The sequence below is a fragment of the Paenibacillus sp. FSL H8-0034 genome (assembly GCF_038000305.1).
Taxonomy (GTDB): Bacteria; Bacillota; Bacilli; order Paenibacillales; family NBRC-103111; genus Paenibacillus_S.
On the sequence record NZ_JBBOBS010000001.1, the window covers coordinates 7,709,832 to 7,734,925 of the forward strand.

Sequence of the window (25,094 nt, forward strand, 5' to 3'; positions counted from 1 at the left end):
AATTATGATGACAAAACGAAAAATACTTTTGACCACCTTCACATTCCTGATGATTCTTACCAGTGTCCGTTTACTCTGGATTACTCACTTTATGACACCCGAGCATCCTGATGCCATTCAGGGCCATTTGAATTTGCAAAAATGGGACTTTTCCAAGGAACGTCCTCTTACCTTGGATGGACAGTGGGAATTTTACCCTAACACCCTTCTTCAACATGACGCTGCCCATATGCCTGGAAGGAGTGAAAAGGGCGGTTTTATTCAGGTGCCTGGAAACTGGCAGTCCAACTTTTCCAACCTACCCTCCTATCAGGGCACGGCCTACGGCTATGGTTCCTACCGTTTACACATCGAGGTCCATCCCGATTCCAAGCTATCCTATAGCATTCGAATTCCTAATGTGACCAGCGCATCGCGAGTATTTGTTAACGGCGAGCTATTGGGGGAGTCCGGTTATGTTGCTTCTAATAAAGAGGAGTATGTGGCCCAGAACATTCCTTATTCTGTATCCTTCAAAGCAGATCAAGGCACAATCGACATTGTGATAGAGGTCGCCAATTATGTTAATCCCCTTAAAGGCGGTATCACACAATCGATCAAATTCGGAAGCAGTCAGGCAGTGGACAAGGAAACCTGGTTCTCCATAAGCATGCAGGTAATGCTGGTTTCTGTTCTTCTTATCCATGCGATCTATGCTTGTTTGCTGTATGTAATCGGTACTCGCCAGAAAGCGCTGATTTACTTTTTCCTGCTCGTATCTTTTTCCATTCTCCTGTCGCTGCTCAGTGACGACAGACTGTTATTACTCGGGGTATCCTTAAGCTATGAATGGTTTGTAAAGCTCGTCCAAACTTCCATTCTCGGCAGCGCGGCTTTTCTGCTATTTTTTATTAGGCATCTATTGCCCGAATATGCTGAATTAAAATTGCTTCGTTGGTTTTCCAACCTTTACGTCGTTATCATCATTACCCTATTGTTTTTACCTGTTTCTATCATATATCTATCAGGCGTTGTATTTCTTGTCATGTTCCTTTCCGCTTTTCTCATTGTTCCCGTGCTTACCCTGCGATCGGCGATTAAGGGTGAAGAAGATGCCATTTTCCTATTGCTGGGCGCAACTGCGATTTCGGTCAACGTCATTTGGGCTTGTACTAAAAGTCGTGTGGAAATACTCCAGCTTGGCTTTTATCCGATCGATTTTATTATTACTTTTTTTGCCTTTGCCTCATTTTGGTTTAAACGGCACTTTCGCATTACGGCCGAAATGATGAAGTTGACGGGGAAGCTGCAAAAAGCAGACAAACAAAAAGACGATTTTCTGGCGAATACATCACATGAATTGCGCAATCCATTGCACGGAATCCTGAGTATTGCCCAGGTAGTACTGGAGAATGACAACCACGCCATGAGCAAAAAGAATACCGATAATATGGAGCTGCTTATCTCGATAGGGCGGCGCATGACCTTTCTCTTGAATGACCTGCTGGACTTGACCCGGCTCAAAGAAAAGGGAATAAGCTTGCAGAAAGCAAGTTATCCTATTCAAGCCATAGCTTCAGGGGTATTCGATATGCTCCGTTTTATGAAGGAAGGCAAGCCCATTCACTTTATTAATAACATTCCGGATACGTTCCCCCATGTCCTTGCCGACGAAAATCGGTTGATTCAAATCCTGTTTAATTTGCTGCACAATGCAGTGAAATACACGAATGAGGGCAGCATTACGATCGACAGCGAGATTAAAGCGGGTATGGCTCATATCATCATTACCGATACAGGAATCGGGATGAATGAGGAAACGCAGCTCAAAATATTTCAACCCTACGAGCAGGGCGTCACAGAAGCAACCTCGATAAGTGGAGGCATCGGGCTGGGATTAAGCATTTGCAAGCAATTGGTTGAACTGCATGGCGGCACGCTGGAAGTCAGCTCTGTCCCCGGAAGTGGCTCGATATTTACATTTACTTTGGAGTTAGCCACCCCCTCTTCACAGTTCGAAAATATTAAAAGCTCCGATACCGTCGCAAGCTTGAATATGCTTGCCGCCATCAGCATCGAACCGTTAGTAGCCGCGGCTTCCGAACCGTTAATTGCAAGGGATGCAAACAATGCCGTTTCTTCTGGAGCAGATAGACCCCATATATTAGCTGTTGATGATGACCCCGTTAATCTGATGATCCTTAAAGAGGTTCTTACACACGAGGCCTACAACATTGTCACCGCTACAAGTGCCGTTGAAGCATTAACGATCCTGGACACTCAGGAATGGGATTTAATTATTGCCGATGTCATGATGCCGCAGATGTCCGGTTATGAATTAACGCAGACCATACGCAAACGTTTTTCCATGTCTGAGCTGCCCGTACTGCTTCTCACCGCGCGCAATCGACCTGAAGATATAGAGTTCGGTTTCCTTGCAGGTACCAACGATTACGTTACTAAACCGATGGATACAATGGAACTGATGTCCAGAGTGAGAGCTTTAACCGCATTAAAAAAGTCCGTGCGTGATCAGCTGCGCATCGAAGCGGCATATCTACAGGCACAAATCCAGCCGCATTTCTTATTTAACACGTTAAACTCGATAGCGGCTTTAAGTGATATTGATACTAACCGCATGCACGCGCTGCTAGAAACGTTTGGCAATTATTTACGGGCAAGCTTTAATTCACATAATCTGGATCGACTCGTTCCGCTCACCCATGAACTGGATCTCGTACGTTCTTATTTATATATCGAAAAGGAACGCTTTGAAGAAAGGCTGCACATTGTATGGGAAGTGGATAAAAATCTATCCTTGCTTATCCCTCCCCTCTCTATTCAGCCATTGATTGAGAACGCAGTCCGACACGGCGCATTAATGCGCTCCCAAGGCGGAACGGTGCGGCTCCAAATTATCGAGCATGCCATGCATGTGGAAATATCGATCATCGATAACGGCGTGGGAATGGATGAGAAGACGCGGCTCCAAATACTCGACAGCTCCTCCAACCTTAGGGCCGGAATCGGTGTGCGTAATACTGACAGACGTTTGAAGCAAATATATGGCAAGGGACTGCACATTCAGAGTGAGCCTGGTCAGGGAACAACGGTTACCTTCTTGGCTAATAAATAAGTTTGTCCTGAACTCAAAAAGTCCTCTTCCAACAGATGGAAGGGGACTTCATACATAGCTGCCGATCTTATTGAGATTTAAACTTCATTGTTCCGTAGCTGCGAAAAAACACGGTCGCACCAACCACAACTGCCACCGCACAAACGAGCAGCAGGTTACTGTAAAGGTATCCGTCCACCTCGTGCATCAACGGATTAAGCGGGAAATTCATCAGTTTTTTGTCCAACACTCTGGCCACTGCCGCTGCCCCTACAGCTCCCGATATAAATCCGACCAGATTAAATAAACCCATACCGACACCGGTTTGCTCCATATCAAGCGTCAAAGACACGCTATTAGCCAGCGCCGTCTGAATAAATGAAAACCCAATGTACGTTAATACCATAGCGCCCGATATAAACCAAACATTCACTCCCAATAACGACGATAGCATAATCAGGCTGCAAGCCAATAAGGTGGCTCCAATCGCTATAACGAAGTTATTGCCTCTTTTATCCGCCAATCCCCCACCGATCGGACCAAATACAACAGCACTAATCGCACCAGGGAACAAAATCCAGCCGATAGCGCTCGTATTCAATCCTTTAAGATCACTTAGCAGAAGCGGCATCACAAACATAATGCTCATCACGGTACAGTTGAGGATGAAGCTAACAATCAACCCACTGCGAAATAAGCGGTTGGCCAGCAGCGATGGCTCGATGAACGGATGATCCACCCTTCGGATGTGCACGATGAACCCAACCATTAAAGCTGCACCGATAATAAAGTAATACCACATAGGATCGGTACAAAATAAGACGAGCGAAGCGATACTAAGGCCAATCATAGCCGCACCGGGAATATCGACCTTGCCGCCGTGCAACTCGTCATCCGGCAACACCTTACGAAAAAAGGGAATTGAAATCAACGTAAACAACGGAATCAAAAACAAAAATGACCAATGGTACGCTGCAGAGATAAACCCGCCTAGCACCGGACCGATCCCAATCGCAAAAGCTACGGTAGAATTCAAAATTCCGAATACTTTGCCCCGATCAGCAGGCGAAAAATATTTGGCGACCACAACCATGATCAGTGCCGGAATTGCAGATGCGCCTGCTCCCTGTATCGCCCTTGCCGCAATGACCGCCGGATACCAAGCCTGACACACGATCCCCACAATCGATCCAATATTGTACACGATAATACCGATCACGATGAGCTTCTTAAGACTGTAGACGTCAGAAAGCTTGCCATAGATGACCGAACCAATTCCGAAAAAAATAATAAAGATCGTTACAACCCAGCTAACCCCCGAAGGCGTCAAATGATACTGTGCAGCAATACTTGGTGTGGAAACATTAAAAACCGTTTCATTGAGGACACCGAAAAAAATAATAAAAATAATCCATGGTGCCGTTTTGCGCAAATCCAGCGCTACGCCTGAAGATGCTGGCGAATGTGATGAAGCTTCCAGCATGGTAACACTCCTTTTCTCTCTATCCTTATATATAGGGCTGCTTTCAACTTATCACATCAGATCTATAGGCAGCTATGGAAAGCTTTATTTCAATCAAATTTGGCAGCAGCACGCAGAAGAGCGTTCAGGACAAGTAACGCATGGGCGTTTGTAGCATATGTTGTGATGAGAGCCAACATAAGGAGCTGCTGAAGATGAGTCGAAAGCAAATAGTTTCAAAAAAACCGCAAAAAAAGATAAGTAATAACAAATTACCTGTAACGGCACAGACATCCGGCACTGGTAGCAGTTCGCTTGATTCCAAAGGAATCGGAGCAGGCTTTCCACAAGGAACTGGTGGCGGATTGTCCACTCGCTCATTACAAGGGCCTGGCACCGGTTTTCCTGGTTCACCATTTCCGGGAGGTGGCGGTGGAGGATTTGCTCCGTCTTTTCCAGGCGGCGGTGGTGGCTTCCCTCCGTCTTTTCCCGGTGGTGGCGGTGGCGGCTTTCCTCCATCTTTTCCAGGCGGCGGTGGTGGCGGCTTTCCTCCCGGTGCACCTCAAGGAGGCCCTGGCGCAACTGGCGGACCGCAATCCCCACCTCCTTCCTTCATCCCGCAGCAATCAGGCGTGTCTGCCCTAGCGGTTGACCCCGGCAGTATCCGCAGATGTGTCAATCGGTATGTGTACATTTGGCAAAGAAACGGTGACGCCTACTGGATGTTCCTCACTCACGTCGGCCGTAATTCCATAGCTGGTTACCGTTGGTATGGTTTTGGACCTGCAGGCTTCTGGTTGTATTTCGGTTTGGATATCCAACGTATTGAGCAATTTAACTGCTTCTGATCCTGTCAGAAGGCTTCTAATCAGGGAATGGTTCCTCATGCGGTAGGTTCATTATTTTAAGCTAAAATTCAGCTAATCTTCATTCTGTTGTCATCATATTTTCACTTTCAGATGAGATGATAACGTCTCAAGATAACAACCAAATATTAGGAGCTGAATTTGAAGTCATGGACAATCGCTTAACCATTCCCCTGATTCAAGCCGCTCGGGGTATTGCTGTTGTACTGGTGATGCTTTTTCACACCTCACAGTTGGCACAGAAATATTTCCATATTAACTTTTTGGCAGTTAGTGGCATGGACCGATCTGGTGGCTATGCTTATTTTTTTGTGCTGACCGGTTTTTTGATGTTTACTCTCTATCATCGGCATTTCGGAAAAGCACATATGTGGGGTATCTTTATGCTCAAAAGGCTGCTGCGCATTTATCCGCTTTACTGGCTGGTCAATGCCGCTGTCATTCCGATCTATTTTCTAGTTCCTGCGTTTGGTAATGGCTATGAAACCAAGCCCCTGGAGATTATTACCTCCTTGTTACTGCTGCCTTACAGTCAAGTACCTATTCTTGGCGTCGCCTGGTCGCTCATCTATGTTGTATTTTTTTATTTGATCTTTTCACTACTGTTCGTTCTGAATAAAAAAACGATCCTTGCCCTATTTTCATTGTGGCTGCTGATCGTCGGCTTCATCAATTGTGGTTGGATACATATGAAGGATAACGCATGGCTGCACTTTCTGTTTGACGGGATGCATTTGCAATTTGTGCTGGGGATGCTGATTGCGTGGACGATTCGCCGATTTAATCTTGGCAAAGGAGGCTACTCACTTGCAGCAGGATTGCTGGTTTTCCCTGTTGTCTGGGTGCTGCGCTATATCGACCCGACCTTCGCTTATCCGAATGTTCTGTACACCATTGGATCGTCACTCGTTCTGCTTGGCATCGGATCTATGCGTTCAGCGGCTCCCTCATGGCTGGGGTTCGCTCAATTTCTTGGCAATGCTTCCTATTCAATATTGCTAACCAGTCTTGGGTTTCTGTCTGTCACGCTAAAGCTCGCCAAAGCAGCTCACCTTGACGTATGGTGTGGTCCTACCATCACGACTGTGCTCTGCTTTACGATAGCGTTATTATTATGCTGTATTTTTTATTGGTATGTGGAAAGACCGCTCGTTCAGCGTCTTAAATCGATGATAGCTGCACCTGTCTATTCTGCTTCGACGACTCGTTAACGCTTAAACCATGTATATGGGGCTGTCCCAAAAGTAGGTAATTTACTATAAAGGAGTAGCCCGCTCATCTGAAAATGATAAAAAAAGATTGGACAGATGATATTTCTGTCCAATCTTTTCCGTTTTTCGTCCACAATAGCTACCTTGAGCAGATTGCGGACAAGTGAACGCCAACCTATCTCCAAGCTAACTTTGGGTAAGCCACTAAGCAGGAACTGCCTATATCCCCAATTGCTTTTGATCTGGCCAACACATCGAGGTCGGTCATGCTGTAACTGTTCCAGGTTCCGAGTATCTGCTGATGGACCACAAACTTGTGTGGAGGCGGGTCAGCAAGCCTTTGATAGCCGCATTGACGGTACTGTTGATATGCCCTAATGGAACTAGCTCCTCGAGACTTGGAGGGAGGAGCCATTGCCGATCCATTTCATAGGGAATAAATGAAAAAGAGGCTACCCCATTTTGAACTGAACTGCACCCCGTCAAGTAGACAAAACAAATAAATAAAAGCAATTAGACGGCCTTAGCTCTGAATTCTACGGGACTGAGGTCGTTTAATTTTGCCTGCAACCGCTCATTGTTATAAAAATGGATGTACGCCTCAATATCCCTCTTTAGTTCTTCAAACGTGTTGTATGACTGGAGGTAATACATTTCGCATTTCAGGGTTCCCCAAAAGGCTTCCATGGGTATATCCGATTTAGAGCTGCTATGACTATTATACTTGTTTATCCAACTTTTGAGCTGAGTTCGGCTTGTGATTTTGTATGTATCGATGACTTCATATTGTGAGTACTGACCGGAAAGATAATCTTGCACCGCCTGGAGCTTCAGTTCTACGGAGTAACTTCGATTACGAATCCGAATCTCCAATCCGTCCATTCCGTAAAGCTCATAGCGGTACCGCTATTTCACAAGGGTGTTAACGTTGATGTTGTATTTATGAGCCACCTCCTCCCGAGTGCCTCTACCTGCAGCCAGTTCATCTATGATCGCTAATTTCTCTATAGCGTAATACTCATTCTTCTTTGACAAAGAAATGCTCCCGTTTAAGTAGCCGGTTTATTTTTTAAACCTGTCTACTTAAACGGGAGCATATCATGTAATGGGACAGCCTCTTTGTTATACGCTGCTCTTCATCCCTTCACCAGCTCTGAGGTTAATTGCCCAGGATGTGCAGAACAAGGTGCAAATTGTAGCTAATCGACCGCGAATTGGGGCATTCATATTTCATTCGAACCTAATTTATTTTTTTCAAAACAATTGAAGCATTCACATTGCTTTGTGTGCCACCAGCCAATGTCTGGAGGGTAACTGCGGCAGCTGAACTATGGTTTCGTAACGTAATTACATCTCCAGCCGACATAGCGATAATAGCATGCCCTGTGTTTTGTTGAGTTCCGGCACCAGACCCGTATCCGCCTCCTGAAACCGCAGCACCATTCAAAAACAGCGCAAATTGGCTAGGCTCTACTGCGGATATGGAAAAATTAATCTCATAGGTTCCCGCAGTCATTATCGTCATCGTAGAGCTCCCAGCGGCATGCGTAACCCCATTTAAAACACCATTTGCATCAAAACTGATATCCGCCTCAATAGCTACAGTTTGGGCACCTAAGTTATAAATATACCCGAACTGGGAGAGCCCACTGCCCGCTGCTCCTGCCGGTCCCGCCGGCCCTACTGCTCCTGCCGATCCCGCCGGCCCTACTGCTCCTGTCGGTCCCGCCGGCCCTACTGCTCCTGCCGGTCCCGCTGGCCCTACTGCTCCTGCCGGTCCCGCTGGCCCTACTGCTCCTGCCGGTCCCGCTGGCCCTACTGCTCCTGCCGGTCCCGCCGGCCCTACTGCTCCTGCTGGGCCTTGCTCTCCGGCTGGTCCCTGCTCTCCTGCTGGTCCCTGCTCTCCTGCTGGGCCTGCTCCTTCAGTTACTATAATTCTTCCTGACGAACCTGTTGGTCCTGCTGGTCCTGCTGGTCCTGCTGGTCCCGCTGGTCCCGCTGGTCCTTCAGGTCCTGCTGGTCCTTCAGGTCCTTCAGGTCCTGCTGGTCCTGCTGGCCCTACTAACACTGTTGCTCCTGTTGGCACCGTTGATCCCTCAGGCTTACTCTCAGCAGCCGTTTTATATGAGGCAGCACTATACAGAGCTGCAACTGCTTCTGCGCGAGTAATTGGGCTTGCTGGTCTAAAGCTGTTGTCCACTTCGTAAACAATCATAATTTTGTTTGCTACAGCAGCATCAACTGCTTGCTTAGCCCACCCGGCGACTGCGCTTGTATCTTTGAAAGTAGCCCCGCTAGCTGGAGACAGGTCGAGCAATTTACTGATAATGACAGCAACCTCCTGTCTGCTAATCGATTGGCTGCCACCGAACGTACCATCCTCATAACCTGTGATGTAACCCGCCTTAACGGCTTTGGCTACTTCTGTATAGAACCAGTTATTCGAATCCACATCACGAAAAGAAATGGTTGATCCTTCTGCAAATCCAAAAGAACGGTTAACCAGAGCACTAAATTCTGCCCTTGTTAATGTACCATCAGGCTTAAAGCTCCCATCCTCGTAGCCTTTCACATAACCTTTATCAATCCATATACGGATTTGTTTTTCTGCCCAATGCCCTTTAATATCCAATGCTGCCGATGAGGCTTCACCAAATGCCACTCCAAAAGATGAGAATAACATAATGGCAATAACAAAGGATGATACCCACTTCTTAACTGTCTTGTTCTTCATATTTCGCCTCCGAATGATAATTAGTTTGTTTTTACTGCAATATTACACATCTATCCTGTATAACCTACCATAATTTGCTTGATAATAATATCTCGAATCTTCCATTTCTGAGCACAGCTTTATATGGCGATTTAACAAGACTAAAAATCCGAATCTCAATAGGAAAAAGCTGCGTGCTTATTGTATTTTTATTCATCAGTTTGTTTCGACCAGCAGATCCTGAACCATCATACGTATTGCTGTATGTAAACTATTCTTCCGTCAAACTTAAAGCTTTAATATTTTACGCTGGGCGGCAGCATCAATTCTAACAGCAAGCCCGCTCCCGACGGAGCGGGCTTCTCCTTTATAGTCAATGATCTACTTATGGGACAAATCTACACCACGAACTCAATCCATTTCATAGATCGATCCGGATTTACTGGCAAACAGCTCGGCATACACCTTCTCAGCATACGCATCGGTCATCCCGGATATATAATCAGCTACCATACGCGGCCAGCTCCATTTATGCTTATGCTGCTCATAGCTTTGGGTCCAATCCGGAGGAATAATCATTCTTCCGGTTTCATACACCTTGAAGCTGCCCCATAGTCGTTGAAGCATAATTTCACTGCGCTTTTGCAAACGCTGAACCCGAAAATCCTTGATTAATGTTACCCACGCCAGCTTTTTTAAGATTTCCATCGTCCGCAGCAGATGCAGATCCTCCTGCCCGTCACGCACGAAAGTGACTCTTTTCCAGCCTTTTGCCGGATCATCAATAATCCCTACCTTTTGGGCAAACATGCTCACCCATCTTGCTTTCATTTCACGCCGCGTGCGCGAGGATTCATATTTGCACTCGGAATAAATCATTTCCCATTGTGTCAAATAATCAGCCAACACCTGCTTGACCATGGCATGCATATCGACCTGATCCCATCCAACCGCTCCATTGCCTTCGTCATCAAGGATTTCCTGGATTAGATTTTCAAGCAGCCTGTTATCTGCAAAAAATGTCGGGTTCATCAATATTTTACCGGCCCGAATCCCATCTTCGATATCATGGGTGGAGTAAGCAATATCGTCGCACAGATCCATCAGCTGCGCCTCTAATGTTGCGCAGCCCTTTGGCATGGCCCAAGCCTCGCGCAAGTAGTTGATGGCTTCCCACTCCATCGCGTACACGCCTTTAAGTCTGCCCTCCTCTTCCAAGGAGTAAGGGTACTTATTAATACCGAGCAGCACAGCCGCTGACAAATCCAAACCGCTGCCGCTGCCTGCCCGTTTTTCCAGGAACATCAGAATACGAAAGTTTTGGGCGTTCCCCTCATAAGCAAGACCATGCTCCTCAGCCAGCAGCCGATCCAATACCTCTTCTCCCTTGTGGCCAAAGGGCGGGTGCCCCAAATCATGAGCAAGCGCCGCGCATTCCACAACAGCCGGGTCCAGCATCAATCCAGGATGCTCGCGCGCAGCGAGAAAAGGGTACTCCTTTTGCATCCGTCTGGCTACTTCACGTGCAATCTGCGAAACCTCGAGTGAATGGGTCAGCCGTGTCCGATAATAATCTCCAGAGCCCGCACCAAACACTTGCGATTTGCCCTGTAAGCGCCGAAAAGCAGGTGATTGTATCAAGCGTGCATAGTCTTTCTCGTATTCGTCCCGCTCTTCACTTGAATGTGTATGTTCTGTATCATAAATTCTCATTTTGCGTAAATCCATATCATTGCTTCACTCCTGTCTGTACACAAACGACGTTCCTTAAGGGAACGCCGCCTGAATTCGTAGCTATCCAAATCATACCTTAGTTTATGCAAAATGTCATCTGTGTGTCAGCTTAGCTCTTGAAAGTATCGATTTTGGTTTGCAATTCCTCAGCCATGTAAGACAATGCCTGTGCCGAGGCTGTTATTTCCTCCATAGAAGCCATCTGCTGCTGCGCGGCGGCGGAGATTTGCTCTGTGTTTTCCGCTGTTGTATCCGTAATTTCGGAGACGATCTTCATTACAGCTCCGAGCCTCTGTAGCCTTATTATTTTGCTCAGAGCTGCACTCAATTGTTGGGGTGAGGCCGCTAATGAAACCAAGGTTTCCCTAATATCCACAACCATCGTTTTAAGGGGACCGACCATTCTGTTGCAGATATCCCCCAAGCTTGTAATAATCTGATAGCTCAGCAATTTTCATTAGCAGGTTTTCTAAGGCAAATCATGATTATTCTGCTTCATAAAGTGTTAAATCGATGTTAGTTTAAAATCGATATTCAAACAAATTTTCCTAACAGATTTATAACAAAATAGACACTCTTTGCCGTCAATATGACCGCAAACAGAGTGTCTATTTACTTAAGCAGCAGCTTATTCAAGTTGTCCTAACAGGAACTGACCAACCTGGCTGAAGCTGTCATTTTCCTTAGTTAACGAATTTTAAATATTTGAGTACTCTCTTCAATACCGTTGCAGCTTGGGCTCTGGTTGTTTGTTCGAGAGGCTCCATTCGATTGTCTGTAACTCCCGACATTATTCCTGCATCTAGAGATTGACTAACTGCCTCTTTAGCCCATGGGGAGATGCTATCCTTATCGATGAATGAATCGGCAGCCATTGAAATAGAATTGCTGTTGGCTGAATCACCCGCTAATTTCAAAGCTCTGGAAACCATAACAGCCAGTTGTTCACGTGTTATAGGAGCATCCGGCTTGAATAAATTATCATCAATCCCCTCCACCAATCGAGCTCTCACAGCAGCCTCTACCGGTCTACTGAACCATGCCGTCGGGTCAACATCCGCGAACTTATTACCTGAGGCCTTTTGTTCAACAGCTAGCGCCCGGACCAGCATCGTTGCAAACTCCGCTCTTGTGACTGCCCGATCCGGAGCAAACTCCGAATTTGAGACACCCTCTACTAATAATTTTGAATTCATAAATTCAACATCTGCCTGCGCCCAATGATTTTTAAGATCGTAAAACGAACTCTTTTTCGTCTGAAGCACTGTGTACAAGCTGTTATGAGCAGAATAAATCGTGGCAACCTGTTTGCCTCCGTCAGCTGTAAAGGTTGCCGGGACAAACGATACCGATTGAGTAATCGGATCAAAGACGACTGCACTCATAGTGGAGGAATCCCCCGGTTGATTCAATGCAATAGTTCGCGATACATACACCCCCCCGAAGCTGGTGATTTCTTGTGCTTTCCCATTGGCTTCTACCATAATCTTAAAATCCACAATGCTGCTCAGTATCCCCATTCCCAGTGCATTTGCTGCATCTTCTACAGACTGAGCCGCGGTTGACTCTAATTTCTCTATCGAGATCAGGACGTTCATTTCGCTCAAACTCACACCGAGATCGGCAGCCAATTGATTTAAATTTAATGCACTGACCGGAAGCTGAAAACTGGCAGCATCGGTTTGGATACTGATACCTATGCCTGTCTGGTTATTCGCAGCATTAACCAAACTCGAAGCCGGAAGCTTCACCTCAACCTTTGGCTCCGTCTGCTGTACAGGGATGACAATGTAAGGGACACCATTAATGCTTGCAGCCTTATCTTCGAATATTTTGTTAAGAGCATCCGCACTGATGACAACGCTCTGCGTTTTACCATCCTCAGATTTGGTAATAGTACCCGTCACAGTGGATGGGGCAATTGCAGCTGTATTTTGTGTTGGCTCCACTTCGGTTTTCTGACCATTCGAGGATACTGTACTACCTGTATCGTCTGATGAAGAAGATGACTCAGAAGGCTGTATAGATCCTTGATTACCGCCCCCCGGTATCACGACTGGAATCTCAGGCAGAGTCACTGTATGGAAGGCATTCCAGCTATCATTCACACCTGACATCTCGTAGTTACCTGCCGGATCCCGGAACGCTCCCGAAGATATATTGATGTAGTAGTCCATATTTGATTGTAGATCCAAAGTCGGATTCACGATCATAATAGATCCGCTCATCCGGTAGCTGCCACCCGTCATTACACCACCGGATATATGCAGCATCTGTTCCGTCACATGATCACTCACACGCCGAATTGTGATCTCTCCAGTATCCGCTGTCACCGGTTCGTTGAACGTGAAGTACAGGTCCGTATCCACCGCAATTCCACTTGCCTGGCTCGGCCATACATTAGTAAGATACGGCGGTGTCGTATCCTGCACTGTAAAATCCCACGTCGTTTTGTCCGTGATTCCTGCAAAGGTATGGTTTGCATAGTCCAGAATCGTTCCCGAGCTCACCGTTACATAATAAGGAACACCTTCTTGCAGGTTTTGATTACTCAACCATATCCTGACGGTGCTTCCGCTCAGCTCATAGTATCTCCCCACTACGGTTCCACCCGATACTTGTATCGTTTGCTCCACTCCGTCATCACTTGACCGATGCAATTCGATCGTTCCGTTCCCCAACATCACCCGTTCACTCAACGTTAGGGTCAGCATACCCGATGCCATCGTGACCCCATTACCTTGCGGGGTGAATCCTACCAATGTTGGGCTTTGCGTGTCCGCTGTAACAAAAGCGTACCCGCTTTCATCCACACCCGACATCATATACAACCCTGCCCCATCGCGAAAAATTCCCGACGGGATATTCAGGTAATACCCCGTGTTTTCTTGTAAATCAACGGCCGGATCCACGATCATCATCGTACCGCTAATCCAGTAGCTGCCTCCGGTCATCACTCCACCCGACAGATGCAGCGTCTGCTCTGCTACATTGTCGCTCAACCGCCGGATCGTAATTTCCCCGTTCCCCACTGTCACCGGTTCGCTGAAATTGAGGTGCAGGTCCGTATCCACTGCGACTCCGCTTGCTGCGCTCGGCCAGATCCACTGTATATACGGTGCTGTCGTATCCTCCACTGTGAAGTCCCACGTCGTTTTGTCCGCGATCCCCGTATAGCTGTGTCCCGCGTTATCCTCGAATAACCCCGAGCTTACCTTCACGTAGTACGCCGTATTTTCCTGCAAATCTCTGGCCAGATCGATCGTTACCGTGCTTCCGCTCACCTGGTAGCTCGCTCCACTTATGATCCATCCACTCGAGATCCACAGGCTTTGCTCTTCCACGTCATCGCTCACCCGATGGATCGTAATCTGTCCATTTCCCATTTGCACTGCTTCGCTAAAGGTTAGTACCAGGTTGCTGTCTTTCCTGGCTCCACTGCCTTGCGGTGTGAACCCTGCCAACGTTGGGCTGCTTCCACTCAAACTACTGAAGATTGATAATTGGTTACTAACCGGAATTTTTCCATAAACAGAGCCATAGACTGACCCATAAACTGAACCATACACACTACTATTTACCGATCCGTCTACAGATTGACTTTTCGGATTTAGTATCGAGCTAACCGTTGGTGCAGCAAGCACTGAAACATAAGGACTCGAAACCTGATAAACCACCATACTAGTTGCTATCACTCTATTAATCATATCTACTTTTCTGCTATGTACAGGTTGTTTTGTTTTTTTTCTTTTAGACATACAGACCTCCATTGTATACATTTATTTTCTCGATTATTTGGCTCAGCTCTACCTCTAGCTGCATATGATCATCCCGACATTGCACTATAAAATCACCAAACATCTCAACCAATTTATGACCTTTCGGAACCAGGTTGACTTCGAGCCTAAGTGTTTCAATCTGCCCATACAACACTTCATATTGCACTTGATTCAACGGCATAAGAATGATTTGAAAAACTATATTTTTTTGTAAACTTTTAAATTTAAGATCAAATAGATTCAAGAGTGCCTTCATTCGATCCGTACGAAGTCTTTTTGCTGATAGCTCGATTTCAAACAAAATAGACATCAATTCCTGAAATAGCCCCGTTAACATTTGGTACTGGTCCATCAATAGTTGTCCATTATTTTTCACGGTCATCTCATCATAAATTGATGTCTGCTCCAAGCACCAATTCATCTCGACTACCTGTTCCCGGAGCTTTTCGTCCAGTACTGATTTCAATTGTTTAAAAGGAGCACCTTCAATTCGAGCACCATCCTTCGTGCAGTTGATTACCTCGCACTTGGGATGCATTTTGATGTAGGTCTCTATTTCCTCCCTCATGAGCTTCATAGACGGACTGGTCTCAACTTGATCTCCGTTCACACTCTCTACAAGAATTAGTTCGTTCATTTCTCTCTCCGAGAGTGTCTTGGCGTAATCAATCCCGGAGGCATAATGCTTCTTATTCCGATAGGCACAATTCTGTCCCACCAAAATAACCGTGCTGCAACCTAGCCTGAAAAGTAGTTGAAGTGCAACAATGGCAATGGAGGAAGCATCATTTACAAATGCAGGCATCTGCCCGCCCTTCGTGCGAAGCAAAAACCGAGATATGGAATCCTGGCTTGTAATCATATGTAATTTGGGCCCTGGGTACTGTTGGATCGTCTGAAGATCGACACTGGTACCGAATAAAAGCGGAATCGTTGAAATGTTACGGTCAATGACCTTCTGGAACACCTTCACATTATGTGGTGATGGGTCGTAGGTGCAGGCCGCATCGGGATAAATACCGCGTTCGACTAACGTGTTGATGGCAGAACCCACGGAAAATATGTAAGCTGAGCCTTTGCTTTTAATTTCTTTAAGAACCTCAAGCTCATCATCCAGCGAAGGCCCTGCCGCCACCAGAATGACCGGACGATTATAAAACGGGTTATTGCGCAAATCCAAAATATTCGGTGTAGTTAAGGTATAAGGGAAATTTGCGATGCAATTTTCCGTCCAATTGCGTTGAAAGCCTCTGCTGATTTGTAAATTGATCTTTTTTCGGGTGATCAATTTTTCTAAAGTAGTGGAAAATTGATGGGTACGCTCCTTATAGATCTGCTTGTAAGATGGTAATGCTACAACGAGCACCTTGCCTGAACACTTATCGATAAAATGCTTCAAATGCATGGGACATTCCACAGCACTTTTTTCCAGATAAATATTTCGCAGTAATCCCGGATTCCAGTTTCTAATTGAACGATGAGATAACATATAATGAAAAATTTCGCCATCAGGCTCATAAATGGAAAAGGGCATCGACGGAAACTTCCTCACGAACTCATCGATATGATAACCAAAGCCTACTCCGTAAAAAAGCACATGCTGATAATCGGACGTCTGGGAAAGCTGTGCTATTAAATCCCGTGCTTCCTGTAGGGGATGGTCGGGATGATGCAGATCAACAATACATTGATCTTTTTCAAAACGTAAGGTCGACACTCGCTCAGAGGTTTCTTTTATCGATAAATATGCACTTGGCTTTACTGCTTCCAAATACCTAATTAACAATGGAAAATTTTGTAAAACAAGCTTGTTTTCGGTTTCATACGACATTTTTAGTTCCTCACTCTGTGATAAAATACTCAATTTAAATACATTAGTCCTATTTTTATCGGAATTTGTGAATCCATTTATTAGCATTAATTAAAGCTTATTACCATCTGTCCAGCTACATGTTATCCATACTCCTCAACATAGCTGAGTTTAATCTCTTAGAATGTTCAAATCTGCTCTCATCATCGTCTCCCCTCCCACAAAATCCCCCTTCAATCGAATATGCTCATAAGGCTGCTGCGGGTTCGCAATGCGCCAAAGCATTCGGTCGGCAGCACGATACCCCGTTTCCCTGATCAGCAGCGCAGGTCGGTCGACAAGCGGTAGATAATCAATCGGCTCGTTCAAAAACCCGACTAGGGAGCAGTTTTCCGGTACCTTCGTCCAAGTCTGCAACCTATAGTAAACTGGCGCTACCTCTTCATCAATTCCGCAAATCACAGCTGTAGGCTTATAGATTTCGTATTTGACTGCAAAATCGTCCAGCCACGGTTGTCCGGAATCTCTGTGCGCAACCGCATGCTCTTCCTCCGTTACGTGCACTCCGATTTCCTTCATTGCTTCCTGGAATGCCTGCCAACGCAAAATAAAGCCGCGCTGCAGATGAATATCTCCCACATACAGAATTCGTCGATGTCCAGCCCTGACAAGCGTTCGAACTGCGATATACATCGCTTCGTACACATCCCAAACCACACTGTCTACCTTGGTCTCAGGTGGCGGATAATTAAGCAAAATCCGCGGCAGCTGAAGCTCCAGCAGGCTTTGCTCCATGAATCCCGGCACAATCCGCGGTGCGATAAAGATACCATCGGCGTAGCCTACATTATGCAACTCAAGCCAATGACGGAATTGCTCGGGTGAGGTCGGCTCGGGAAGCAGCAGCGTGTCAATCCGATGGCCGTACTCAGCAAACCGCTCGTGCAGTCCTTGAAGCAGCAGCCTCAGGAAACCAAGTGACCGCTCGCTTTGCACAAGAATAAACCGTCGTGTATACAGAGGAAACGGTGCGATTCTTTCCTGCTCCAGCTGACGCAGCTGCTCCTTTGTGCGATATCCAAGAGCGGCAGCAGTTTGGATGACAAGCCCTCGGGTCTCCTCCGACATCCCCGGATGTCCGCGCAGCGCCTTGGAGACGGTTTGTATCGTTAATCCAAGCTCCTGTGCAATGTGCAATAATGTGATGCTTTTTTTCCTTGCCATTCACCTTCACCCGATCCTTATATAAAATTGGATAAATCGAAAATGATTTAAATGATTGCATTCATTTTTTAAACTAAATTTAAACTCAACTTAAAGTTATTGTTTCTTTATAATAAGCCCTAGATGAGCGATATGAAAACCATTCTACACAAACGGGAGCGATAACCATCATGGCGAATACGATTCAGAATAACCGGATCGAGGCAGATATTGTTGTATGTGGAGGGGGACCAGCCGGGGTTTGCGCAGCAATTGCAGCGGGACGAAGCGGTAAAAGAACCATTTTGATCGAGCGGTACGGTTTTATCGGAGGCATGTCTACAGCGGCGCTCGTCTATCCGTGGATGACATTCCATACGGTGGAGGGCAAGCAGGTGATCAAGGGCATCGGACAGGAAATCATTGATCGTTTGATGGCGCAAAATGCTTCACCCGGGCACCTCCGCGACACGGTAGGGTTCGTCAACACTATCACCCCTTACCACCCGGAGGTTTACAAAATTTTGGCTGTTGATATGCTTCAGGAGGCTGGGGTAAAACTGCTGCTGCACAGCTTTGTCGACCACGTACAAGTGAACGGAGATCGAATCGAAGCGGTTCATATCACGACCAAGTCCGGCAAAATAGAAGTAAGTGCACAGGTGTTTATCGATACGACAGGAGATGCGGATGTCGCTCACTTATCCGGGGCACCCTGCCTGACGGGTCGGGATGAAGACGGCAAAACACAGCCGATGACGATGAAATTCCGCATGCGCGGCGTCGATTTGCCTAAGGTGAAGCAGTATATGCTGGATCATCCTGATGAATTTTATAAAAAAACACCCTTCAGCGAGCTTGCTGAGCTGCCGCTATCCGGTGTATTGGGTTTTTTCAAGCATTGGAAGGAAGCCGATTTGCCGATCAATCGTGATCAGGTACTGTTTTTTACAGGTCCTAATGACGATGAGGTACTGGTCAATACAACGAGGGTGCAGGGGTTAAACGGAACGAATGTCGAGGATTTGACCGAGGCCGAAACACTCGGTCGCAAGCAGGTGATGATGGTAGCCGATTTCATGCAGCAAAACCTGCCTGGCTTTGAGCGTGCCTCGATCTCTCAAGTGGGGGCACAGATCGGCGTGCGGGAATCGAGACGGATTGATGGCCAATACGCTTTACAAGCGGACGATGTTGTTGGGGGACGCAGGTTTGAGGATGTCATCGCCCGCAGCGGGTATCCGATTGATATCCACGACCCCTCCAATAAAAGCGTGACAGCCGCTTGGGTACAAGGAGATGGCGCTTACGATATCCCCTACCGCTGCCTGCTGTCCAAGAAAATTACGAATCTGCTGACCGCCGGACGCTGCATCTCCACAACTCACGAAGCTCTGGCGACAACGCGTTTAACACCCAGCTGCATGGCGACTGGGCAAGCAGCGGGAACTGCGGCGGGTTTAGCAGTAGAGTATGGAGTAAGTCCTCAGCATATTAATGTACAGGAGCTCCAGAATAGATTAAGAGAGGCCAATGTGGTATTAGACTAGCAACAAGCAGGACATACTCGGGAATCATCGACAGCGATTATTATACTATGATGCAAATAAACACGAGGCAGCCCTTACGGACTGCTTCGTGTTTATTTATTGATTATACTTACATTTTCTCAACCTTAATTAAATACTACGCCTCCCGATTTGGCATCAAACACGGATATCCGAGATCGTTGAGCATCAAATAGGGATGTCGCAGCTGGCTGTAAAGCAAATATCGAGGCTGACCTCGATTGAAAGGAAAACACAGATGTCAATGCGGCTTGATCTGCAAAAGCCGAAGTCGGCTTGGTTCCATGTGCAGGAGTATTTGCAGGTGCTGGTGTTGGTACGGGTGCAGTTGCCTCCCTCCCTGCTTGTGCCACTGCTGGAGCCGGGCTTGACGCAGTGTCCTCTACTTCCACCACAGCTTCATTCTCCTCATCTGCCACACTTACACCATGAGCCTCTGCCAACGGTTGGAGCCCTCCGTTAAACCCTCTGCCAATGGCGCGCAGCTTCCACCAGCCTTGATGGCGATACAATTCCATTAAAACCAGCGATGTTTCATCGCCCGCCTCTTGGATTTCATACACGATGTCTGCTTGAGAGGTGTGGCCTGTCACCTTGCAGCCGTTGACACCCTTAAAGGTTCCCGGCCCATCCAATGTTGCGGCGAATACGCATTTATCAATTTCAGTCGCCAAAAGCTTGTCCAGATTAATGGAAAAAACGACCGCCTTCGCCTCTGTCGCCTTATATTCCACATGCTGCTGCGGATCGGCAGGCTGGTTATAAAAAATAAAGTAATCATCCGAAGGTACTTTGCCATTGCCACCTGTCATAAAACAGCTCATATCCAGCTCGGCCGGAGCACTTTCCCAAGAAACCGTGACTTCAAGTAAGGGTTCCTTGACCAACGTCGTGTTGGCCCCTGTAAGCAAATTCGTTATGGGATTAGCCATTGGATCTACCCTCCATCTTGGTTCCAAATTACACATTTAACCACATATCTATCATACTACAATACCATGATCACACTCTACTTTCCTATACCAGACGTTCCACCTGGTAATGATTGCACAAGATATGAATAACATTAAATAATTTCTAATCTGAACCGTACACTTTCCTAACAATTTACGTTTAAAATAATCCTATACACCAGCTGCCTATGTTAATATGTAGTCAGACAAATCATCTATGTATGAAGGGGACTTCTATTATGCAATGGTACAAAAACTTAAAACTTTCGTTGAAGCTTTCCTTAACACTCGGCTTTTCTCTTCTCGTCGTTTTTGCTTGTTTAATCGCTTTGAATCTGAAGCAGCTGTATACCATCAGTCTGGACAAGGGCATGTTAAGCGCTCACCAGGCAGGACAAGACTTTTCCATCTCCATGGAGGAGGAATTGGTCAGTATCAGCTCGGTTCTCAAGGGCTTATCCGTAGTCGCTCTGGATGCAAACACACAAAAGAAGCAAACTCGTGAGGACATCATCCGAATTTTAGGCAAGGAACTGGAAAAGCAGCCATCCATTCTCGCTCTTTACACGCTGTGGGAGCCCAATGCTTTTGATGGTAATGATAAAGCCAATGTAAATAAAGCACCTTATGACGATGCAACAGGTCGTTTTATCCCCTATATTGTTAGAAGCAACGATAAACAAGTGATAGAACCACTGAAGGACTACGAGAAGGAAGGCACCGGGGATTATTATTTATTAGCAAAACGCAGCAAGCAGGTCACTATTATCGAGCCTTATATTTATCAGGTTGACGGCAAAGAGGTATTGATGACCTCTGTTATTCTTCCCATTCTCGATGCCAAAGGAGATTTTAGTGGCATATTAGGTGCGGATATCGCATTGGATACGCTGCAAAAGCAGATCGAGAAAGAAAAACCATTAGGCGGCTACATCACTGTTATATCAGGCAAAGGCAAATATATTGCTCATGGTGGAAAGTCTGACCTGGTTGCCAAAAATTATGCGGATAGTCCGGCTAAGCAGCAAGTGTGGGACCAACTGCAGAACGGGAAAACCCAGACGTTTGCCAACAACGTAAACGGTGTACCCTCCATTCGCGACTTCGATTCAATTACCGTTCAGGGCAGCAAGGACAAGTGGTACATAGAAACCGTTGTTCCTCTAACGGCCGTACTTCAGGCCTATTACGACAGCCTTTACATATCTGTAGGGATTGCAGTCGCTGCCTTAGTATTGCTTGGGCTGCTCTTGGCCTTGATTGTATGGAAGGTCATTGTGAATCCACTGAACATTGTGATCAGCATATTGAAAAACTTGGCAGAGGGCGATTTCACCCATACGGTTCCTGTCAACAGTAAGGACGAATTTGGCGTCATGGCTGAGCATTTTAATGTCATGATCCAGAAGCTTCGCCAGCTCCTTCAGCTGGTCAGCGATTTATCCATGTCAGCTGGAGCTACTTCACAGGAGCTGGCAGCCAGTGCTGAAGAGACGACACGCGCTACCGAAACGATTGTGGAAGCGATCCAGGAGGTAGCCATGGGCTCCGAGACGCAAGAGCAGCAGGCTTACGATTCTTCCAGAGCTATGGATGAAATGACCCAAGGCATGAATCGAATTGCCAATTCGACCGTCAACGTTGCAGAGGCAGCCAAAGGAATTATGGATCAAACGGAAAAAGGAAACCACAGCATTCATGAAGCGGTTCAGCAAATGGAAGTCATCCGTTCCTCTGTTGACCAATCCGAGGCCTCTATTATCCGTCTGAATGCCAAATCAGAAGAGATCGGCAGCATTATCGGAGTCATCACCAACATCAGCACACAAACCAATTTACTTGCATTGAATGCATCCATTGAGGCTGCACGTGTTGGCGAGCAGGGAAAAGGTTTTGCCGTCGTTGCCGCCGAGGTCCGCAAGCTGGCCGAGCAGACCAAGCTCGCTGCGGAAAATGTAGCTCAACTCATTCATGATGTGACTCAGGAAACGAGCCTGGCTATGAGCGCCATGGGTCAAAGCACGCTTGAGGTCGTCAAAGGTGTAGCATCCGTGTCGGAAAGCGGACAGTTATTTGAAGCGATCACCAAGGAAATGAGCGGCGTCAATCAACAAATTGATGAGGTTTCGGCCGCGGTACAGCAAATATCTGCAAGCTCCGAGCAGGTGGCTTCATCAATCGATCGCTCTGCCCGAATTGCCAAGGACTCCTCGGCAAATTCGCAAAGCATAGCAGCCTCCTCCGAGGAGCAGCTGGCGTCCATGGAGGAAATCTCCTCCTCTTCCGAAGCGTTAAGCGCAATGGTACAAGAGCTCCTGGATCAATTATCCAAATTCAAAGTGTAGCCTCCGCCTTGCTCTATGCCTTCTCATATTCAGCTTCTTCATAAGCTGTTTAAATTGTATTTACAAGTCATTTCCATTGAGGAAATGGCTTGTTTTTATTTCAATTGACAAATAAATACAAGCGTGATAAATTATTCATCAATTATTCCAATGTGAATACTGTGTTTTAATCTATTACATGTTAGATAAGTACCGCACATGATTATTTTTTTTATTATTTATAGGAGGTTGATTCCATGACACTGCTCAGTAAAAGCCTACATTTTATCCATTCTTTTAAAGCCTTGGAAAAAGCAGATTCCGTCCAGCCAAACCATCCTGTAGAACAATTTAAAAAGCTCTACCAAACTAGCGGCACCTTATCGGATTCTACAGACTCACTTCTTCATTTTGTAAAGAATACGATAGAAAATATGGAGACCGTCTCGTTATCCATTCATGAAATTGTTAACGCTGCTGCACTTCAGTCCGAAGAAACCGAGAAAAGCCTGGTCCATTCCGAAGCGTTGGGTGAGGTTCTGAACACAGCCGTCCAACAGATTCAGCACGTGGAGACCGCTACGGTCCAATCGCTGCATGCAGCGGAAACCGGCAGGTCCACGGTTGATTTACTGGCTCAGCAATCGATACATAATAAGGAAATCTCGAATAAATTGCATACGACCATGAAAGATCTGGAGCATAAGACAGAAGCTATTTCCCAAGCGATGGAATCTATTTTTCAAGTCTCGCAAAGCATTCAAATGCTTTCCCTGAATGCTTCTATTGAAGCGGCCCACGCCGGTGAGCAAGGTAAAGGCTTTGCAGTGGTTGCCCAGGAGGTGAGAAAGCTGGCCGTCGAAAGTGCAGTCAATGGACGGACAATTACCGGATTGCTTCAGGGTATGCAGCAGCAAGTGAGAGCCTTCAGCGAAATAGTAGACGAGACACGGAAATCCTCACAAAATGTCTCGCAGGCGGTTATAGAAACGAAGCAGCAGTTCGATTCGATCCATTTGAATTTGTCTCATATCACGGAACACTCAGCCGAGGCCAGTCAGCTGCTGCATACGGCCAACCATCGCAAGGATCTGCTGATTCAGCATCTGCATACCGTAACTTCATTAGCCCAGCAATCGTTGTCATCCGCCTATGAAGTAGCACGTTTATCTGAAAAACAAGCCTCCTCCGTACTCACTGTTGCCGGATCAACGCAGGACCTACAAAGCATTTCTCAGGATCTCAGAGCTGGTGTCGTTGAAATCATCGGAGATGCCGCTTCGGAAACGAAACAAACCACACAACAAATCCGTATCGGATTTATACCCAATTTAACTCATGCTCCGGCTTTGCTGGCAATTCATCATCAGCTATTCGAACAACAATTTGACGGGCAGTTCGAAACGCGTGCTTTTTCGGCGGGGCCTGCGGTTGTCGACGCCTTATTAAACAATCAGATTGATATTGGATATACAGGTCCAGGTCCGGTATTTGAGGCTTTTTCCAAAAAACAAAATATTCAAATTATATCCGGTGTCAATCAAGGAGGAGCCGCACTTCTTGTGCGAGCAGACTCAAGTCTTCGGCAGGTTGGACAGTTACGAGGAAAAACCATTGCGATTCCGCAATATGGCAATGGCCAGCATATACTGCTCCGACAGCTGCTGGGACGCCACGATTTGAAGGATGTCTTTCGTGGAGGCGATATTCGTATTATTCAAGCGAAGCCGTCCGCCCTCATTTCCATGTTTGCAAGCAATCAAGTCGATGCGGCCCTGGTACAGGAGCCATGGGTAACCCTTCTGGAAAATAAAGCGGCAGCACGTGTACTCGTCGATTGGCAGGAGCTGTATAATGGAGGGCTGTACCCGAATACAGTCATTGCCGTTAATCGCGATTTCGTTCACCATCACCCTCAGGCCGTCTCCCGATTCCTGCAAGCACACAATGCGTCCATGTTGTCCATCAGCGAGAAAAGACCGGACACCTATCACACGCTTTCCCAATCCCTTGAGCAGTTGACCGGACAATCACTATCCGTAGATGCAATTGAGCGCGCGCTACAACGAATAATCTGGAATTCCACAACCGATCTCTCCACGCTGCGGGGCTTTGCCCAGCTTATTAAACAGGAAGGCTTTCTGAACAAGGACATAGACTTCGATCTCCTGCTGGTCAAATAATCCAGAGACGTTACATTTGAAGCTCTCCTATTCTCATACACAGCACTCAACCGTCCGAAGCATTCCTTCTGGCGGTTTTTGGTATGTTTATCGATTGCTCGCCAATATAGTGCAACCGGTCAAGAATGTATAAGTGCCCCTTCGGCATGAATCAAATAAGTGTTATTGGCGGGAAGTACATACTGGTTTACCTT

General features: G+C 46.5%; 15 protein-coding genes and 1 pseudogene. 6 read left to right on the forward strand and 10 right to left on the reverse strand.

Features of this window, described 5'->3' with window-relative positions:
• Positions 1–4 precede the first annotated feature (4 nt).
• A complete protein-coding gene (locus tag NST47_RS34445) occupies positions 5–3,115 on the forward strand; it encodes a hybrid sensor histidine kinase/response regulator (RefSeq protein WP_341159146.1) in 3,111 nt (1,036 codons plus the stop codon).
• Positions 3,116–3,182: 67 nt separating this feature from the next.
• Here the strand turns inward: NST47_RS34445 and NST47_RS34450 are convergent, their stop codons facing one another.
• A complete protein-coding gene (locus NST47_RS34450; protein WP_341159147.1) occupies positions 3,183–4,577 on the reverse strand; it encodes an MFS transporter in 1,395 nt (464 codons plus the stop codon).
• Positions 4,578–4,771: 194 nt separating this feature from the next.
• Here NST47_RS34450 and NST47_RS34455 point away from each other — a divergent pair, with 194 nt between their 5' ends.
• Together NST47_RS34455 and NST47_RS34460 are read left to right on the forward strand one after the other, a co-directional pair.
• Positions 4,772–5,404, forward strand: a complete 633-nt coding sequence (locus tag NST47_RS34455) for a hypothetical protein (RefSeq protein WP_341159148.1) — start codon at positions 4,772–4,774, stop codon at positions 5,402–5,404.
• 167 nt (positions 5,405–5,571) lie between these two features.
• Positions 5,572–6,633: an acyltransferase family protein gene (locus tag NST47_RS34460; RefSeq protein WP_341159149.1), complete on the forward strand. Its 1,062-nt coding sequence runs from the start codon at positions 5,572–5,574 to the stop codon at positions 6,631–6,633.
• 137 nt (positions 6,634–6,770) lie between these two features.
• On the opposite strand, the pseudogene NST47_RS37250 reads toward NST47_RS34460, so the two are convergent.
• The 8 genes and pseudogenes from NST47_RS37250 to NST47_RS34495 form a co-directional block, all read right to left on the reverse strand.
• A pseudogene (locus NST47_RS37250) lies at positions 6,771–6,884 on the reverse strand (transposase); the annotation flags it as partial.
• Between the two features lie 262 nt (positions 6,885–7,146).
• Complete coding sequence (locus NST47_RS34465) at positions 7,147–7,515, reverse strand: IS3 family transposase (RefSeq protein WP_341159150.1); 369 nt, start codon at positions 7,513–7,515, stop codon at positions 7,147–7,149.
• Positions 7,516–7,873: 358 nt separating this feature from the next.
• Positions 7,874–9,367 (reverse strand): S-layer homology domain-containing protein, encoded by a 1,494-nt coding sequence (locus NST47_RS34470; RefSeq protein WP_341159151.1) that lies wholly within the window; start codon positions 9,365–9,367, stop codon positions 7,874–7,876.
• Positions 9,368–9,757: 390 nt separating this feature from the next.
• Positions 9,758–11,074 carry a deoxyguanosinetriphosphate triphosphohydrolase family protein gene (locus NST47_RS34475; protein ID WP_341159152.1) on the reverse strand — a complete coding sequence of 439 codons (1,317 nt, stop codon included), beginning with the start codon at positions 11,072–11,074 and terminating at the stop codon, positions 9,758–9,760.
• Positions 11,075–11,189: 115 nt separating this feature from the next.
• On the reverse strand, positions 11,190–11,462 hold the full coding sequence (locus NST47_RS34480) for a hypothetical protein (RefSeq protein WP_341159153.1): 273 nt from the start codon (positions 11,460–11,462) through the stop codon (positions 11,190–11,192).
• A 301-nt stretch (positions 11,463–11,763) separates the two neighbouring features.
• On the reverse strand, positions 11,764–14,838 hold the full coding sequence (locus tag NST47_RS34485) for an Ig-like domain-containing protein (protein WP_341159154.1): 3,075 nt from the start codon (positions 14,836–14,838) through the stop codon (positions 11,764–11,766).
• On the reverse strand, positions 14,831–16,690 hold the full coding sequence (locus NST47_RS34490) for a motility associated factor glycosyltransferase family protein (protein WP_341159155.1): 1,860 nt from the start codon (positions 16,688–16,690) through the stop codon (positions 14,831–14,833). The genes NST47_RS34485 and NST47_RS34490 overlap by 8 nt, the downstream gene beginning before the upstream one ends.
• Positions 16,691–16,840: 150 nt before the next feature.
• On the reverse strand, positions 16,841–17,893 hold the full coding sequence (locus NST47_RS34495; protein WP_341159156.1) for a LacI family DNA-binding transcriptional regulator: 1,053 nt from the start codon (positions 17,891–17,893) through the stop codon (positions 16,841–16,843).
• Between the two features lie 170 nt (positions 17,894–18,063).
• Between NST47_RS34495 and NST47_RS34500 the strand changes: the two genes are divergently transcribed.
• Positions 18,064–19,422 carry an FAD-dependent oxidoreductase gene (locus NST47_RS34500; protein WP_341159157.1) on the forward strand — a complete coding sequence of 453 codons (1,359 nt, stop codon included), beginning with the start codon at positions 18,064–18,066 and terminating at the stop codon, positions 19,420–19,422.
• 125 nt (positions 19,423–19,547) lie between these two features.
• On the opposite strand, the gene NST47_RS34505 is transcribed toward NST47_RS34500, so the two are convergent.
• The gene (locus NST47_RS34505) at positions 19,548–20,372 is read right to left on the reverse strand and encodes a TerD family protein (RefSeq protein ID WP_341159158.1); all 825 of its coding nucleotides are present in this window, start codon (positions 20,370–20,372) and stop codon (positions 19,548–19,550) included.
• Between the two features lie 260 nt (positions 20,373–20,632).
• Between NST47_RS34505 and NST47_RS34510 the strand changes: the two genes are divergently transcribed.
• Entirely contained in the window at positions 20,633–22,738 is a 2,106-nt protein-coding gene (locus NST47_RS34510; RefSeq protein WP_341159159.1) for a methyl-accepting chemotaxis protein, read from the forward strand.
• A 236-nt stretch (positions 22,739–22,974) separates the two neighbouring features.
• Positions 22,975–24,900 (forward strand): aliphatic sulfonate ABC transporter substrate-binding protein, encoded by a 1,926-nt coding sequence (locus tag NST47_RS34515; protein WP_341159160.1) that lies wholly within the window; start codon positions 22,975–22,977, stop codon positions 24,898–24,900.
• The last annotated feature ends 194 nt before the right edge of the window (positions 24,901–25,094 follow it).